This is a genomic window from Pseudomonas sp. GNP014 (assembly GCF_054344005.1).
Genome location: NZ_JBTGUS010000003.1, coordinates 1 through 14,951 on the forward strand (window position 1 = coordinate 1; position 14,951 = coordinate 14,951).

Annotated in this window: 6 protein-coding genes, 1 tRNA gene and 13 pseudogenes; 19 read left to right on the forward strand and 1 reads right to left on the reverse strand. The window is 58.5% G+C overall.

Annotated features, from left to right (window positions below; translation table 11 throughout):
- From ACXX9E_RS28615 to ACXX9E_RS28625, 3 pseudogenes are all read left to right on the forward strand, one after another.
- Positions 1-1,287 (forward strand): annotated as a pseudogene (locus ACXX9E_RS28615) (ATP-binding protein); the annotation flags it as partial.
- Positions 1,284-1,809, forward strand: a pseudogene (greA, locus tag ACXX9E_RS28620) (transcription elongation factor GreA). The pseudogenes ACXX9E_RS28615 and greA, both read left to right, overlap by 4 nt.
- A gap of 7 nt (positions 1,810-1,816) precedes the next feature.
- A pseudogene (locus ACXX9E_RS28625) lies at positions 1,817-2,201 on the forward strand (MFS transporter).
- Between the two features lie 10 nt (positions 2,202-2,211).
- On the opposite strand, the pseudogene ACXX9E_RS28630 reads toward ACXX9E_RS28625, so the two are convergent.
- A pseudogene (locus ACXX9E_RS28630) lies at positions 2,212-2,518 on the reverse strand (YhbY family RNA-binding protein).
- A 92-nt stretch (positions 2,519-2,610) separates the two neighbouring features.
- On the opposite strand from ACXX9E_RS28630, the pseudogene ACXX9E_RS28635 reads away from it, so the two are divergent.
- From ACXX9E_RS28635 to truB, 16 genes and pseudogenes are all read left to right on the forward strand, one after another.
- Positions 2,611-3,225: pseudogene (locus tag ACXX9E_RS28635) on the forward strand (RlmE family RNA methyltransferase).
- Positions 3,226-3,434: 209 nt separating this feature from the next.
- Positions 3,435-5,300 (forward strand): annotated as a pseudogene (gene ftsH / locus ACXX9E_RS28640) (ATP-dependent zinc metalloprotease FtsH); the annotation flags it as partial.
- An 85-nt stretch (positions 5,301-5,385) separates the two neighbouring features.
- On the forward strand, positions 5,386-5,580 hold the full coding sequence (locus tag ACXX9E_RS28645) for a dihydropteroate synthase (protein ID WP_458556639.1): 195 nt from the start codon (positions 5,386-5,388) through the stop codon (positions 5,578-5,580).
- A 22-nt stretch (positions 5,581-5,602) separates the two neighbouring features.
- Positions 5,603-5,749, forward strand: a complete 147-nt coding sequence (locus ACXX9E_RS28650; protein WP_458556640.1) for a dihydropteroate synthase — start codon at positions 5,603-5,605, stop codon at positions 5,747-5,749.
- Complete coding sequence (locus ACXX9E_RS28655; protein ID WP_458556641.1) at positions 5,749-6,219, forward strand: dihydropteroate synthase; 471 nt, start codon at positions 5,749-5,751, stop codon at positions 6,217-6,219. Before ACXX9E_RS28650 ends, ACXX9E_RS28655 begins: the two co-directional genes overlap by 1 nt.
- Position 6,220: 1 nt before the next feature.
- Positions 6,221-7,516: pseudogene (gene glmM, locus ACXX9E_RS28660) on the forward strand (phosphoglucosamine mutase).
- Between the two features lie 64 nt (positions 7,517-7,580).
- Positions 7,581-7,730, forward strand: coding sequence for a hypothetical protein (locus tag ACXX9E_RS28665; protein WP_458556644.1), 150 nt, complete (start codon positions 7,581-7,583; stop codon positions 7,728-7,730).
- On the forward strand, positions 7,684-7,974 hold the full coding sequence (locus ACXX9E_RS28670; protein WP_458556642.1) for a triose-phosphate isomerase: 291 nt from the start codon (positions 7,684-7,686) through the stop codon (positions 7,972-7,974). The genes ACXX9E_RS28665 and ACXX9E_RS28670 overlap by 47 nt, the downstream gene beginning before the upstream one ends.
- Before the next feature lie 43 nt (positions 7,975-8,017).
- Positions 8,018-8,260: pseudogene (locus tag ACXX9E_RS28675) on the forward strand (hypothetical protein); the annotation flags it as partial.
- Positions 8,261-8,336: 76 nt separating this feature from the next.
- Positions 8,337-8,537, forward strand: coding sequence for a preprotein translocase subunit SecG (gene secG / locus ACXX9E_RS28680; RefSeq protein WP_458556643.1), 201 nt, complete (start codon positions 8,337-8,339; stop codon positions 8,535-8,537).
- 207 nt (positions 8,538-8,744) lie between these two features.
- Positions 8,745-8,831: transfer RNA gene (locus tag ACXX9E_RS28685), tRNA-Leu, on the forward strand.
- A 299-nt stretch (positions 8,832-9,130) separates the two neighbouring features.
- A pseudogene (gene rimP / locus ACXX9E_RS28690) lies at positions 9,131-9,604 on the forward strand (ribosome maturation factor RimP).
- 63 nt (positions 9,605-9,667) lie between these two features.
- Positions 9,668-11,111: pseudogene (gene nusA / locus ACXX9E_RS28695) on the forward strand (transcription termination/antitermination protein NusA); the annotation flags it as partial.
- Positions 11,112-11,138: 27 nt separating this feature from the next.
- Positions 11,139-13,694 (forward strand): annotated as a pseudogene (gene infB, locus ACXX9E_RS28700) (translation initiation factor IF-2).
- A 93-nt stretch (positions 13,695-13,787) separates the two neighbouring features.
- Positions 13,788-14,190: pseudogene (gene rbfA / locus ACXX9E_RS28705) on the forward strand (30S ribosome-binding factor RbfA); the annotation flags it as partial.
- Positions 14,191-14,192: 2 nt separating this feature from the next.
- Positions 14,193-14,879, forward strand: a pseudogene (truB, locus tag ACXX9E_RS28710) (tRNA pseudouridine(55) synthase TruB); the annotation flags it as partial.
- Between the last annotated feature and the right edge of the window lie 72 nt (positions 14,880-14,951).

Consider the following 14,951-nt stretch of genomic DNA (forward strand, 5'->3'; position numbering starts at 1 on the left):
ACTGTCACGGCGGCCGAGAACTCCCGCTGAAACTGGCGCGAGCCCTGGAAGCTGCTGGCGTGCCGATCATCGGCACCAGCCCTGACGACGATCACCGTGCTGAAGACCGTGAGCGCTTCCAGCAAATGGTTGAGCGCCTGAACCTGCGTCAGCCGCACGCTACTGCGGAGCGAAGACGAGCTGTTCGTGCTGCCGCCAATCGGATGCTCGCCGGCGCGGTGCGCCCGGTCCTCATCGGCGCGCCGTGCGATGGAAATCTGTTTACAAGGAAGACCGAACTCAAGGCTACCGCGCCACGCAGTGCAAGTGTCCAACGACAGCCCGGTGCTGCTCGACCACTTCCTCAACTGCGCCATCGAGATGGACGTGGATGCGGTCTGCGACGGCAAGATGTGGTGATCGGCGCGATCATCAGCACATCGAACAGGCGGGTGTTCACTCCGGTGACTCCGCGCGCTCGCTGCCCGCTCTGCTGCTGCCCGCGCACATCCAGGACGAGATGCGCGAACAGGTCAAGAAAATGGCCCTGGAACTGGTGTCTCGCTGCTGACGAACGTGCAGCTGGCGCTGCAGGGCGAAGACATCAACGTCATCGAAGTCAACCCGCGCGCTTCCCGTACGTGCTTGTTCGTTTCCAAGTGCATCGGTGTCTCCCTGGCCATGATCGCTGCGCGCGATGGCCGGTAAGACCCTGCAGGAAATCGGCTTCACCAAAGAAATCATCCCGAACTTCTACAGCGTGAAAGAGGCGGTGTTCCCGTTCGCGAATTCCTGGTGTGGACCCGATCCTCGGCCCAGAGATGAAGTCCACCGTGAAGCGACTGTACTCGGCGACACTTTCGGTGAAGCTTTCGCCAAGGCCCAGATGGGCGCCAGCGAAGTGCTGCCGACTGGCGGTACCGCGTTCATCAGCGTGCGCTGACGACGACAAGCGACTGGTTGCAGGCGTGGCCCGTGATCTGATCAACTTGCGCTTCAACGGTTGCCACTGCCGGGACTGCCAAGCTGATCGAAGCCGAGGCCGAAAAGCGCCGTGCCGCAAGGTGACCGAGGGTCGTCCGCACGTGGTCGACATGATCAAGAACTGACGAAGTCACGCTGATCATCAACACCACTGAAGGTCGTCAGTCGATCGCTGATCGGCACTCCGATTCGTCGTAATGCCCTGCAGCACAAGATTTACTGCACCACTACCATCGCCGCGAAGCTATCTGTGAAGCGCTGAAAGTTCGGTCCCGACAAGATGATGCTGCTTGCAGGATCTGACACGCAGGATTGAAGGCATGAGCATAACCAGTTCGAATTACACCGTTCAGGGCGCTCGCGCCCTGGAAGAAGACACGCTCACACCACCAAGGTTGTCTGTTTGAAGTCAGCCAGGATATCGGTACGGCCCGCGAGTTGGGTGACTTGAAAGAAAACGCTGAATACCATATGCCGCCCGCGAACAGCAAGGCATGGTCGAGGCGCGGATCGGCGCGCAATATCGAAGGCCGGATTCACAATCAGGTCATCATCGACGTCACGACCATTGCGCACACTGGGAAAGCGATCTTCGGCAGCACCGTCGAAATCGTCAACGTTGATGGATGAAGTGTCACTTACCACATCGTGGTGAGGATGAGGCTGATCTTCAACCGGCAATATTTTGGTCGCTCGCCGCTGGCCCGCGCCCTGATCGGCAAGGAAGAGGGCGATGTGGTTGCCGTGAAAACGCCAAGTGGCGTTATCGAGTACGAGATTGTCGAAGTCCGTCACATCTGCAAAACGGGCGCCCGCTGCGTGCGGGCGCTGAACTGTTCCCTGTAGCTCACCGATATGCTTTGGTTGGCGCTCATCGGCCGATCCACTTGGCTTGCAGCCGGTGTTGGGCAAATCTGGCGGCACCGCTGTTGGTTGATGAAGTGGCCAGTGCATTTGAAGTGCTGGTGGTGGGATTCGCCGCCGCATGCGTGATTTTTCAGGCTTTGGTGCTGGTACAGGCCGAAGGCCTTGCCAGTCTATGGCGGTATTTTCGCGGTCAGGTGCTGCTGATGGCGTTGTATGCGTGCGCGATGTTTGTCGCAATACGTGTCGGCTGGCCGGATGCGCAGCGCTGGCAGGTGTTCAGCTTTCTGATTCTGGGGGTTTTCCGGGCTGGTGCTGGTGGTGCTGCAACCGGTGCCGGTATGGGCGGCAGGGTGCGCGAAGCACACCCTTGACCCCTTGTCATCACTTGAAGCGATGAACGTTCGACAGCTGCTTGTTGACGCTGGGCTTGCGCAAACCAGTGCCATCTTGCCGATGACCTGTACCAGGTCCGCTTTGCCCACCTTGCACAGCTCGCAATGTGCGCCAGGCGCGACTCGCGATCGAGGATATTGAGCTTGATCTTGATCAGCTCGTGATCCGCCAGGGCGCGTTCGAAGTTCGGCTAGCACACCTTCAGTCAGCCGCCGTTGTCAGCGCTATAGCTCAACTGGTTTCAGATGGTGGCCAATGGATCGACGGTTTCTTCGTGCTCTGGAGTGAGCGGCAGAACCGAGGTTGTTGGATTCTCGGAAAAATGGCGGCCAATTCCACCCGAGGGTTCGTGACTCGCCCAATTAATCACTACCACTGAGGTGCCCAATGGCGCGTTCCAAGACAAGCCTTGGTTGGTGCGAAAAGACATGTCAACGATCCCTATGTGAAGCAAGCGCAGAAGGATGGCTACCGCTCGCGTGCGAGTTAGCAGGCTTCTGGAGATCCAGGAGAAATACAAGCTCATCCGTTCCGGCATGAGCGTTGTCGGACCTTGGCGCGTGCCGTGGCTGGTCTCGGACGCCGACGACGAGTCGATCGGTGGTCAGGCGCCTGATCGCCTCGGACATTCTGGAAGCGCAGCATCCGCAGCGACTTCATTCAGGGGGACTTCACCGAGGACGAAGTGCTCGCGCGGATCCTTGAGGCCGTGGTGTAATTCGCAGGTAGACCTTGTGATTTCCATATGGCCCCCAATATGAGTGGTACGCCTGAAGTGGACATGCCAAAAGCCATGTTCCTTTGCTAACTGGCGCTTGATCTGGTGGTACGGATACTCAAGCCGGGTGGCAATTTCGTGATCAAGATTTTTCAGGGCGAAGGTTTTGATGTTTACCTTAACAGGCTGCTTGGAAAATCGACAGATCCAGACTGATGAAGCGACTCCTCCCGCACAGTTCCCGCGAGCAGTACATGCTGGGCGTGGCGTTACTGCGGGCGTAGTGAGTAACACGAGGTTTTTTGCCGGGGTGATAGGTTTTTGCATTTTTGCCCCGTGTGCATAAGCGAATATTGTGTAGAAAGTGTTTCACAAAGGGTTACAGACGGCGCCTGCCAGAGTTGTAGGTAATGTAGTAAGTTAGGCCGGTGAATATCATGCTGAGCGCGCGCCAGTAGCGGAGCTTGCTTCAGAGGGTAGTTAATTGAACGATATGGCAAAGAATCTGATCCTGTGGTTGATCATCGCGCAGTCTGACGGCGATACCAGACTCTCCAGCCTGAACGAGCCGCATACCGACCATTCCGACTTCATCCAGCAGGTCAAGGATGGCAAGGTCGAGCGCGTAGCCGTTGATGGCTATGTGATTACCGGTAAGCGCAACGATGGCGATAGCTTCAAGACCATTCGTCCGGCCATCGATAGTACGGCCTGATTGGCGACCTGGTCGACAATCACGTCGTGGTCGAAGGCAAGCAGCCTGAGCAGCAAAGCATCTGGACCCAGCTTCTGGTGGCCAGCTTCCCGATCCTGGTGATCATCGCGGTGTTCATGTTCTTCATGTGCCAGATGCAGGCGGAACGCGCAAGGGCGGGCCGATGAGCTTTGGCAAGAGCAAGGCGCGTCTGTTGTCTGAAGATCAGGTGAAAACCACATTGGCTGACGTTGCCGGTTGCGACGAGGCCAAGGAAGAAGTGGGTGAACTGGTTGAGTTCCTCCGTGATCCGGGCAAGTTCCAGCGTCTGGCCGTCGCATTCCTCGCGGTGGTCGATGCCGGCTTCTCGGGTACCGGTAAAACCCGCCGGCCAAAGCGATTGCCGGCGAAGCCAAGTGCCGTTCTTCACCATTTCCGGTTCTGACTTCGTCGAGATGTTCGTCGGTGTCGGTGCCAGCCGCGTACGTGACATGTTCGAGCAGGCGAAGAAACACGCGCCTTGCATCATCTTCATCGACGAAGTCGCCGATGCGCCGTCGGTGTCGCCATCGTGGCGCCGGCATGGGCGGCGGTCATGACGAGCGCGAGCAGACTCTCAACCAGTTGCTGGTAGAGATGGACGGCTTCGAGATGAACGACGGCATCATTGTAATCGCTGCCACCAACCGTCCTGATGCTCGCACCCGGCGCTGCTGCGTCCGGGCCGTTTCCTCGACTGTCAGGTGGTGGTTGGCTTGCCGGACATCCGTGGTCGCGAGCAGATCCTGAAGGTTCACATGCGCAGGTTACGGGTGACGAGGCGTTGCTCCGGCCGTTATCGCGCGTGGTACTCCGGGCTTCTCTGGTGCTTACGGCTAACCCTGCTCAACGAAGCGTCGCTGTTCGGCTGCGCGAGCGTGCAAATGCATCAGAAACGAAAGAGTTCGAACTGGCCAAAGACAAGATCATGATGGGTGCTGAGCGCAAGTCGATGGTCATGTCCGAGAAGGAAAAGCAGAACACTCGCCGACCATGAAGCCGGCCACGCTATCGTCGGTCGTGTAGTGCCAGAGCATGATCCGGTGTACAAGGTGTCGATCATTGCGCGGCTGCGTGCTGGGTGTACGCATGCCGCCCGGAAGAGGATCGCGATAGCGTCAAGTGCATCGACGACGATCTGCTCGCTGTACGGCGGCCAGATCGCCAAGAATATGACCCTGGGCTTCGACGGTGTCACCACCGGCGCGTCCAACGACATCATGCGTGCCAGCCAGATTGCATGAAGATGCGCCAAGCGGGTCTGTCGAAGCTCGGCCCGCTGATGTATGCCGAAGAAGAAGGCGCGGCGCTCCTGGTCGCGGCGGTGGCGGTCAGAGTGCCAGCTTCTCCGGCGAGACAGCCAAGCTGATCGACTCCGAGGTGCGCAGCATCATCGACCAGTGCTACGGCACGGCCAAGCAGATCCTCGACGGACAACCGTGACAAGCTCGACGCCATGGCTGATGCGTTGATGAAATACGAAACGATCGACGCTGAGCAAATCGACGACATCATGGCGGTCTCTACTCCTCTGAGCCTCGCGACTGGTCCGGCGGCACGGGTACACCTCCACCTCCAGTGGTTCAGGACGAGCGTCCGGCAGCAACACTGATCGGCGGTCCGGCTGCTCACGTTCTGAGGTTTGAAATGACTTCTGTACAGTCCCTGACCCGGTTGCCTTGCGGCAACCGGCTTTCCTATCGGCGACATCATGGGCATTCTCAATGTCACTCCCGATGTCTTCCTCGATGGTGGCCGTTACAGCCAGCACGACGCAGCCTTGCGCCATGCCGAAGCCATGGTGCTGGCTGGCGCGACGCTGATTGATGTCGGCGGCCGACGATCCCGGCCAGGTGCGCGAGCGGGTTCTCTGGAGGAGCTGGTAGCGCGCGGCGCCGGTCGTTGAACTGATCAATCGCGAACTGGATGTGGTTATCTCGGTTGACACTTCAACGCCGGCGGTCATGCGTGAAACTGCGCGACTGGGTGCCGGGTTGATCAACGATGTGCGCTCCCTGCGGCGCGATGGTGCGCTGCGCACGCAGCCGCCGCCACTGGCCTGCCGGTGTGCCTGATGCATATGCTGGGTGATGCCATGTACAATCCGCAGTATCAGGATGTCACCCTGGGGAAGTCGGCGAGTTTCTCGCAGAGCGCATGGCTCAATGTGCATTGGTGGTATCCCGGCCAATTGATCTTGCCCAGATTCCACCCCGGTTTCGGTTTCGCCAAAACCCTGCAGCACAATCTGAAGCTTGTTCAAGCATATGGAAGCCGGCATGCGCTGGGGCGGCCGTTGTCGGTCGGTGTTTCGCGCAAGAGCATCATCGGGATGCGCATCGACTGTCCGGCGGGCCAGCGTCTGCATGGCGGTCGGCGCTGGGCGGCACTGGCGTCGGTCAAGGCGTGCGTATATTGCGGGTCGACTAATGCGGAAACGGTAGATGTGGTGCGGATGATCGAGCCTGGGAATGAGCCGAATACGGATGGAGCAGCTGCGATTAGCAAGAAGATTCTGATGATGGCATCGTGGTCGCGTCGGTGAGATACCTCATTACTCCTGACTTCATGCTCAAGCTCGGCTGGGCTGCCGGCATGGCGTTCCGCAAGATGGGCGCCTGCAGGGTGCTGGTCGGCAAGGACACGCGCATTTCCGGGCCAGATGTTCGAATCCGCGCTCGAGGCCGGTCTGACATCGGCGGGTGCCGAACTGCTGATGCTGCTCTTACTGATGCCGACGCCGGCGATTGCCTACCTGTCGCGCACGTTCCAGGCCGAGGCCGGCATCGTGATCATGCTCCGCACAACCCGCATGACGATAACGGCATCAAGTTCTTCTCCGGAAAGGCACCAAATTGCCCGATGAGCTGGAGCTGATGATCGAAGAGTTGCTCGATACGCCGATGACCGTGGTCGAGTCGAGCAAGATCGGCAAGGTGTCGCGCATCAATGACGCCTCTGGTCGCTACATCGAATTCTGTAAAAGCAGTGTGCCGACCGGCACCAGTTTTGCCGGCCTCAGGATTGTCATAATCGCTGCCGACGGGCGCTGATGAATAAGGTGGTGGCGCCGAGCGTCTTTCGCGAGCTGGGCGCAGAAGTTGTCGGTCGTCAGCGCAGCCGAACGGCCTGAACATCAATGAAAACTGCGGCTCGACCCATATGGGGCAGTTGCAGGCGGCAGAGCGCACGGCTGAGCATGCCATCTGGCATATCGCCTTCGATGGCGATGGTGACCGGGGTGCCATGGTTGATCACACGGGCGCCATTGTCGATGGTGACGAGTTGTTGTTCATCATCGCGCGTGACCTGCATGAGCGTGACAAATTGCAGGGCGGCGTAGTCGGCACTCTGATGAGTAACCTGGGGCTCGAGCTGGCGCTGGCGGATCTTTCGATTCCGTTGATTCGTGCCAACGTCGGGTGATCGCTATGTGATCGCCGAGTTGCTCAGCCAACTGGTTGGTCGGCGGTGAAAACTCGGCATACCGCTTTGCTTCAATCACACCACGACTGGCGACGCGATCATCGCTGCATTGCAGGTGTTGATGGCGTCAAGACTCGAAACGAGGGCTGGCGCAAACCCGGCAAGCTTCTCGCGCAAGGTGCTCCAAGGTGCTGATCAATGCGGCGTTCTGGGGTGGCGGTGAAAGCCCGCTCGAGCATCCGGCTGTCAAGGAGGCCAGTGCGCGTGTTACCCAGGCGATGGCGGGTCGCGGCCGTGTGCTCTTGCGCAAGTCCGGGACAGAGCCTCTGGTGCGCGCGATGGTCGAAGGCGAGGACGAAACCCAGGTTCGAGGCCATGAAGAACTGGCAAAACTGGTAAGCGAAGTTTCTGCCTGATTCGGCTTGCCAGCCATGATTGTGTTGGGTAACATCTGCGACGGATTCACCGACGAGGTACAGCATGCGTCGCCCGATGGTAGCTGGGCAACCGGCAGACTTACCAACCGTGCAGCGTCGCCAGCTCATCAACGGCCTTCGTCATCTGGCCTTGCCAAGCGGTGTTGATGTCGCCGGCATTCCCGCCTTGCTTGTATATCAATCAAGTGATTGATGGCTTGAAAGGCAAGTCGATTTCGGTCGGTGCGCAGAACTCTGCGGTGGAATCCATGCAAGGTGCATTGACGGGTCAGACATCACGCCGAGTCAGTTGGCGGACGCAGGTTGTTCCCTGTGCTTGTCGGGCACTCCGAATGCTGCCATATAATGGGCGAGTGAGACGGGATGCTGAATCGCAGTTTGCAGCGGCACAGGCATGTGGCTTGATTCCGGTGTTGTGTATAGGGGGAAACCCTTGAGCAGCGCGAAGCCGGTAAGCTTCTTGAGGTTGTCGGGCGTCAGCTGGGCAGTATCATCGAGGAGCTGGGTGTAGGTGCCTTTGCCAAGGCAGTCATTGCTTACGAGCCGGTTGGCTATCGGTACCTTACTCACTACGCCGCAACAGGCGCAGGATGTGCATAAAGCCATTCGCGAGCAGTTGCGGCAGAGAATTCTGAGGTCGCACGAGGTGTGCGGCTTCGAGACGGCGGCAGCGTGAAGGGGCGGACAATGTGGTCAAACTGTTCGGCATGCCGGATATCGACTGGGGGGCTGATTGGTGGAGCTTCCCTGAATGCAGATGAGTTCGGTGCGATCTGTCGCGCCGCGGGAAAACTAAAAAATGCTGGAAACAGTCGTAGTCGTTTTTCATCTGCTGGGTGCATTGGGCGTAGTTGCTCTGGTTTTGCTCGCAGCAGGGGAAAGGTGCGGATGTGGCGCGTCTTTCGGAGCAGGTGCTTCAAATACTGTGTTCGGGAAGCCAAGGTTCCTTGACCTTTCTTGGAGCAAGTTTACTGCGTACTCGCCGCTGGTTTCTTCATAACCAGCTTGGGTTAGGTTACTTTGCTAAGAGAAAGCTCATCAGCTGACTCAAGCAGGTCTCCCGGATCCAGCAGTGTTGGAAGTACCTAAGCAACAACAACCGGCTTCTGATGATGTCCCGGCGCTTCAGCAGCAAAAGTCGGCTACTCCAGCGACTGACGTACCTCCAGCTCAAGAGCAGAAGTAGAAGGGTTTCAAACGTAAGTTTGTGGAGGTGTGGAATCTGGTAGACACGCAACCTTGAGGTGGTTGTGCCCATACGGGTGTAGGGGTTCGAGTCCCCTTCTCGGTACCAATTAGCAGCCCAGGAGAGCCCGCTGTTGCGGGCTTTCTTGCAGGTGGAAGGTTACATTGACCCTATAAGGGAATCGGTCGTAGGACTCCTGCTCAGCTTTGTCGGCGGGTGAGCAGCTTGGTAGCTCGTCGGGCCATAACCCAAAGGTCGTTGGTTCAAATCCTGACCCGAAACGAGTTAAAAGGAGCCCCTTTGAAGGGGCTTTTTGTTAGCTAATATTTTCAACGCCGCTATTCGACGGCGTTTCAAGGATGGGCGTTAAGCCCATTTTTTTATTTTCGGCAAAGCATGCACATATCATGTGCACTAGGGGGTTCAAGTGTCGAGTAAAGCTAGAAGAGTTGCAGGCCTTGGGCCCCGGGTGGTCGTGGCCCTGGGCTATGAATGCTGGGGATCGAGTTTTCGGCTCAGGGTCGTCACTCGATGTTGCGCGTTTATATCGATAAAGAGGCGGCGTGCTGGTGGACGATTGCGCCATTGTCAGCCGTCAGATCAGCGGTGTACTGGACGTCGAAGATCGAATCTCCGTTGAATACACCCTCGAAGTCTTCCTCGCCTGGCATGGAGCGCCCGCTGTTCACTCGAGCAGTTTGCAAAATTTGCCGGTGAACAAGCTGAATATCAACCTGCGCTCGCCTTTTGAAGGTTGATGAATCTTTCAGGGCCTTCTGCGCGCGTGCAAGAACAGGACGTCGTGGTGCAGGTAGAAGACCATGAGTTCCTGTTGCCGATCGATGATCGACAAGGCCAACATTATTCCCAGTTTCAGATGAGAACTGCATCCGGCGGATCCAATGGCTTGCGAAAGGCGAGGTGTACGATGAGCAAGAAGATCGCTTGTCGAGTCGGTATCCAATCGGAAAATGGAAATCGGCAAGCGTAATTTTTGAAGCGCTGGAGCTGGCTCGGCGACTGCTACCAAAAAGCGTTTTGAAGACGAAGTTGAACTGGCGTGGTGAACGACGACGTATGACTCTTACGAAACTTTCCGTCGCTGGACGGTCGTTGAAGAGAATGATCTCGACGATCCGGCCATCGAAACGGTGAAGAAGGTCGCCGAACGTATTCGGCGTGAAGGTTGGCGACGTCGTTGAAGAAAAGATCAATCGATTGAGTTCGGCCCACATCGCTGAACCGCCAAGCAAGTCATCGTGGAAATCGGCGAAGCCGAGCGCTCAAGTGGTTGACGCCGGCGATCGCCAGCGCGCCCTGCAAATCATCTCCGGCACCGTGGTAGAAAAAGCTACCCGCGACAACGTGATCGTCGATCTGGGTAACAACGCAGAAGCGTTGCTGGCCGGTGAAGACATCATTTCGCGCGAAACTTTCCGTGTCGGCGCGCGCCTGCGTGCGCTGCTCAAGGAAATCCGCACCGAGAACCGCGGCCCGCAGCTGATCCTGTTCGGTACCGCGCCGGAAATGCTGATCGAGCTGTTCCGCATCGAAGTGCCGGAAATCGCTGAAGGGCCTGATCGAAGCTATGGCCGCGTCCCGTGATCCGGGTTCGCGGCGACACTGCCGTTCCGCTCGAAAGGACAAACGCATCGACCCGCAGGGCGCTTGCATCGGGACGGCGGTTCGCGCGTCCAGGGCAGTACCAGGTGGAAATCGGTGGTCAGCGCGTCGATATCGTCCTGTGGGATCACAACCCCGCGCCGGCAGTTCGCGATCAACGCCATGTCCCGGCCGAGGTTGCGGCAATTATCGTTGACGAAGATGCCCACGCCATGGACATCGCCGTTGGCGACAATCTGGCTGGAGGTGATGTTGTTGTGGTGGTCAGAACGTGCGTCTGGCGAGCCAGTTGACTGGCTGGACCCAAACGTGATGACCGAATCGGACATCCAGGTGAACAAGCAGAAACCGGCGATATCCTGCGCAACTTCATCGACGAGCTGGAAGTCGACGAAGAACTGGCTCAGGTGCTGGTAGATGAAGGCTTCACCAGCCTGGAGATTGCTGAGCGAACGTCGGGAAGAAATGCTCAACATCGACGGCTTTGACGAAGATATCGTCAACGAGCTTCGCGCTCGGCGCCAAGGATCGTTTGTTTATGAAAGCCATCGCTACTGAGGAAAAAGCTGGCAGACGCCCATCCGGCCGAAGACCTGCTCGCTCAGGGTATGGAGAAGGAATTTGGTGATGGAACTGGCGGGTGCGTGAAATTACCCGCGAAGACCTGGCCGAGCAGTCTATTGACGACCTGCTCGACATCGACGGCATTGACGATGATCGTGCCGGCAAGTTGATCATGGCCGCCCAGCTCACTGGTTCGAGTAATTAGGCGCGGCCTGAGGAGAGAAGTGCATGACGCAAGTCACGGTGAAACAACTGGCCGATGAGGAAAACACGGGTAGAGCGCCTGTTGCAGCAGATGCGAGGCAGGTCTGCCGCACACCGCCGCCGAAGAAAATGTGACTGACAGTGAGAAGCAGTCCGGCGACTGACTTAAAAGCAAGCACAAGGCGAAAGTGGAAGAACCACGCAAGATCACGCTGCAGCGTAAAACCACCAGCACCTGGCGGCCGGAGCAAAAGCATCAGCGTAGAAGTTCGCAAGAAGAAAGTTTTGAGCAGCGTAGCCCAGAAATCGAAGCCGAGCGCAAGCGTGAACTGGATGAGCGTCGCGCAGTAGAAAATGCTGCCAAAAGGCTGAAGAAGAAGCCAAGCAGCGCGCCGAAGAAGAAGCGCGCCGCCAGCCTGCTGCTGCGCAGACCGCTACCAGCGACGCCGTCGTGGCGCCCGTCAGCAGTTGCCAACCTGTGCGCGCAGCCACTGGTGGTCGCCGCTGCTCCAGCTCCGTCTGCTGAAGTTCGCAACAAGCAGAACGAACAGCGCCGTCCTACAAGGCGCGACGAGCCACTGTCACAACAATCGTCGCAGCGGCGGTGGTGATGGCGAGCGCAAAAACGCTCCGCATCGCGCATCGGTCCAAAGAAAAAGCGCCGGCTCCACGTGCGGCGACGAGATCACCGACGAAGAAAGCGATGGCTTCCGTCGCGGTGGTCGCGGCAAGGCCAAGCTGAAGAAGCGCAACGCCCACGGTTTCCAGAGCCCAACCGGCCCTGTCCGCGCACGGCGGCATCGGCGATACCATCACCGTCGCCATCTTGCCGAATCATGTCGGTCAAGGCTGCTGAAATCATCAAGTTCATGTTCAAACTAGGTACGCTCCCGACAACCACATCAACCAGGTGCTCGATCCAGGAAATGGCCGACCTGGTAGCCGAAGAACTGGGCCACAAAAGCGACCCTGGTCAGCGACACCGCCCTGGAAGACTCCCGGCCAGTACCGGTTCCAAGGCGAAGTCGTTCTCCCGCGCTCCAGTCGTGACCGTAATGGGCCACGTTCACCACGGAAAACTTCCCTGTCGATCATACCGCCGTTTTGCGCCAAGGTAGCTGCTGGCGAAGCCGGTGGTATTACTCAGCACATCGGTGCGTACCACGTTGAGACTGATCGTGGCATGGTCACTTTCCTCGGCACCGCCACCACGCGGTGTTTACCGCTATGCGTGCCCTGTGCGAAGGTGACCGACATCGTGATCCTGGTGGTTGCGGTGGATGACGGCGCTACTGCAACTATCAAGCAGTCCAGCATGCTCAGGCTGCCGGCGTGCCTCTGGTGGTTGCAGTGAACAAGATCACAAGCGGGTGCTCATCTCGATCGCATTCAGCGAACTGTCGGTTGACGTGACTTCCAAGACTGGGTGGCGACACGCCTTTCGTTCCGGTTTCCGCGAAGATGGGTACTGGCGTGGATGAGCTGCTTGAAGCCGTCCTGCTGCAAGCTGAAGTGCTCGAACTGAAAGCGACTCCATCGGCTCCGTGGCGGGGTCGCGGTTGAATCGCGTCTCGACAAAGGTCGTGGTCCGGTTGCAACCGTTCTGGTTCAAGACGGTGACCCTGCGCCAGAAGGACATGTCCGTTGGTTTCGACCATGGCCCGCGAACGCCGACGAGAATGGAAACCAATCAGGAAGTGGTCTTCTCCATCCCTGTCGAGATTCTCTGGGCCTGGACGGTATCCTGGACGTGGCGACGACGAGGCGGTGGCTGAGACGAGAAGAAAGCCCGGAAACGCCTGGTCCCTGGTCAAGGCAAGTTCGGCGAACGAACGCGCCGTACCAGCGCCTGCGGGGAAGCCTGGAAAAACATCTTCGAAAACATGGAAACCAGGCCGAGAAGAAGACGCTCAACATCGTCCTCAATCCGACGTCCTGGTTCGCGCCGGAAGCGTTGAACGGTGCCTTGAATGGCCTGGGCAACGACGCAGACAAGCGCGCGTAGTGGGTGGCGGTGTCGGTGGTATCACCGAGCTCCGACGCTAACCTGGGCATGAGCTCCCAGTGCTGTACTGTTCGGCTTCAACGTGCGTGCCGATGCTGGCGCACGGAAGATCGTCGAGCAGGAAGGTCTGGACATGCGTTACGGCAACGCGATCTACGACATCATCGAAGACGTCAAGAAAGCCCTACCGGCATACGCAGGCGATGTTCGGATAAATCGCCTGGGGCGTGGCCGAAGTGCGCGAGGATCTGTTCGCCGAAGTTCGGCGCGATCGCCGGCTGCATGGTGATCGAAGGTGTTGTGCACCGTAACCGTCCGATCCGTGTACTGCGTGAAGACATCGTTATCTTCGAAGGCGAGCTGGAATCCCTGCGCCGCTTCAAGGATGACGCTTCCGAAGCAGCGCGCCCGGGGACCAACGCGGTATCGGCGTGAAGAGCTACAACGACGTCAAAGTCGGCGACAAGATCAAAGTCTTCGAGAAGGTTCAGGTTGCTCGCAGCCTCGAACTCGCGCACTTCAAGGGCCACGCCAAGCCGCCGCATGCAGATGCGCGCCACGGCGTCATACTCTAAACGCAACGCCCGGCTCTGGCATTTGTCAGGCCGGGCGTTTGCCGCTTCAGACCTTGCGGGTTTCACCGTGGGGCAATAACAGGTAACAAAATCATGGCAAAAGAATACAGCCGTACCCAACGTATCGGCGATGAATGGATGCAGCGCGAGCTGGCCCAACTGATCCGTCGCGAAGTCAAAGATCCTGGCGTTCGCTGGGCCACCATTACCGCTGTGGAAGTCAGCCGTGACGTCGGTCACGCGAAGATTTTCATCACCGTGATGGGTCAGGACAACGCCGAAGATATCGCGCAAAGCATCAAGGTGCTCAATGCCGCCGCAGGTTTCCTGCGCATGCAACTGGCCCGTGAGATGAAGCTGCGCAGCGTGCCGCAATCGCCAGCACTTCCACTACGACGAATCCGTTGTCGGCGCAACCGCGCCGGCCTGGATATCGAGCGCGCCGTGGGTGAAGAACAGCACGTCACCGCGCCTGCACCTGGAAGACGCCAAGAAGGAATCCGGTGGCTCAAGGTCAAACGTATCCGTCGCAGACGTCAGCGGCATCGTCGCCGACAAGCCGTTGGGGTTCACCTCCAACGCCGCGTTGCAGAAGGTTCGCTGGCTGCTCAACGCCGAGAAGGCCGGTCACACCGGCAGCCTCGACCGGCTGGCGACTGCGTGTTGCCGCTGTGTTCGGCGAGGCCACCGAGCTTCTACAATACCTGCTCGATTCCGACAAGGGTGACCAACTGGTGCAACCGGCAAGACCACCACCAGCGCAGATGCCAGGCCAGGCTTCGACAAGTGTCCGGTGACCTGGTCCGTCGCGCTGATGTTGAAGCGGTCCTGCCGAAATTTCGCGGTCAAGTCCAGCGATACCGCCACGTACCGGCACGAAGCGCCATGGCCAGCCGCTGTACAAGGTGCGCAGGCCAAGTAGTGGAAGCGCGAACCGCGTTCTGTGACTATCGCGCGCTTCCCAGGAATTACTGGCCTTCGAAGGCGATACTGCGCGTCTTGCAGTGGATTGCAGCAAGGGACCTGGATATTCGTACCCTGGTGGAGGATATCGGTGAGCAACTCGGTCTTGTGGGCGACGTCTGAGAATTGCGCCGTACCCAGGCCGGGCCTTTCACTTTGGCGCAAACCGTTACCCTCGAAGAGCTCGAAGCGGTACATGCCGAAGGCGGCAACGAAGCGCTTATTTCCAGGTGCGGTACAGGCGTACGACGTTCCAGATGTTAGCAGGCCCCAACTGAACGAAGGTAGACATAA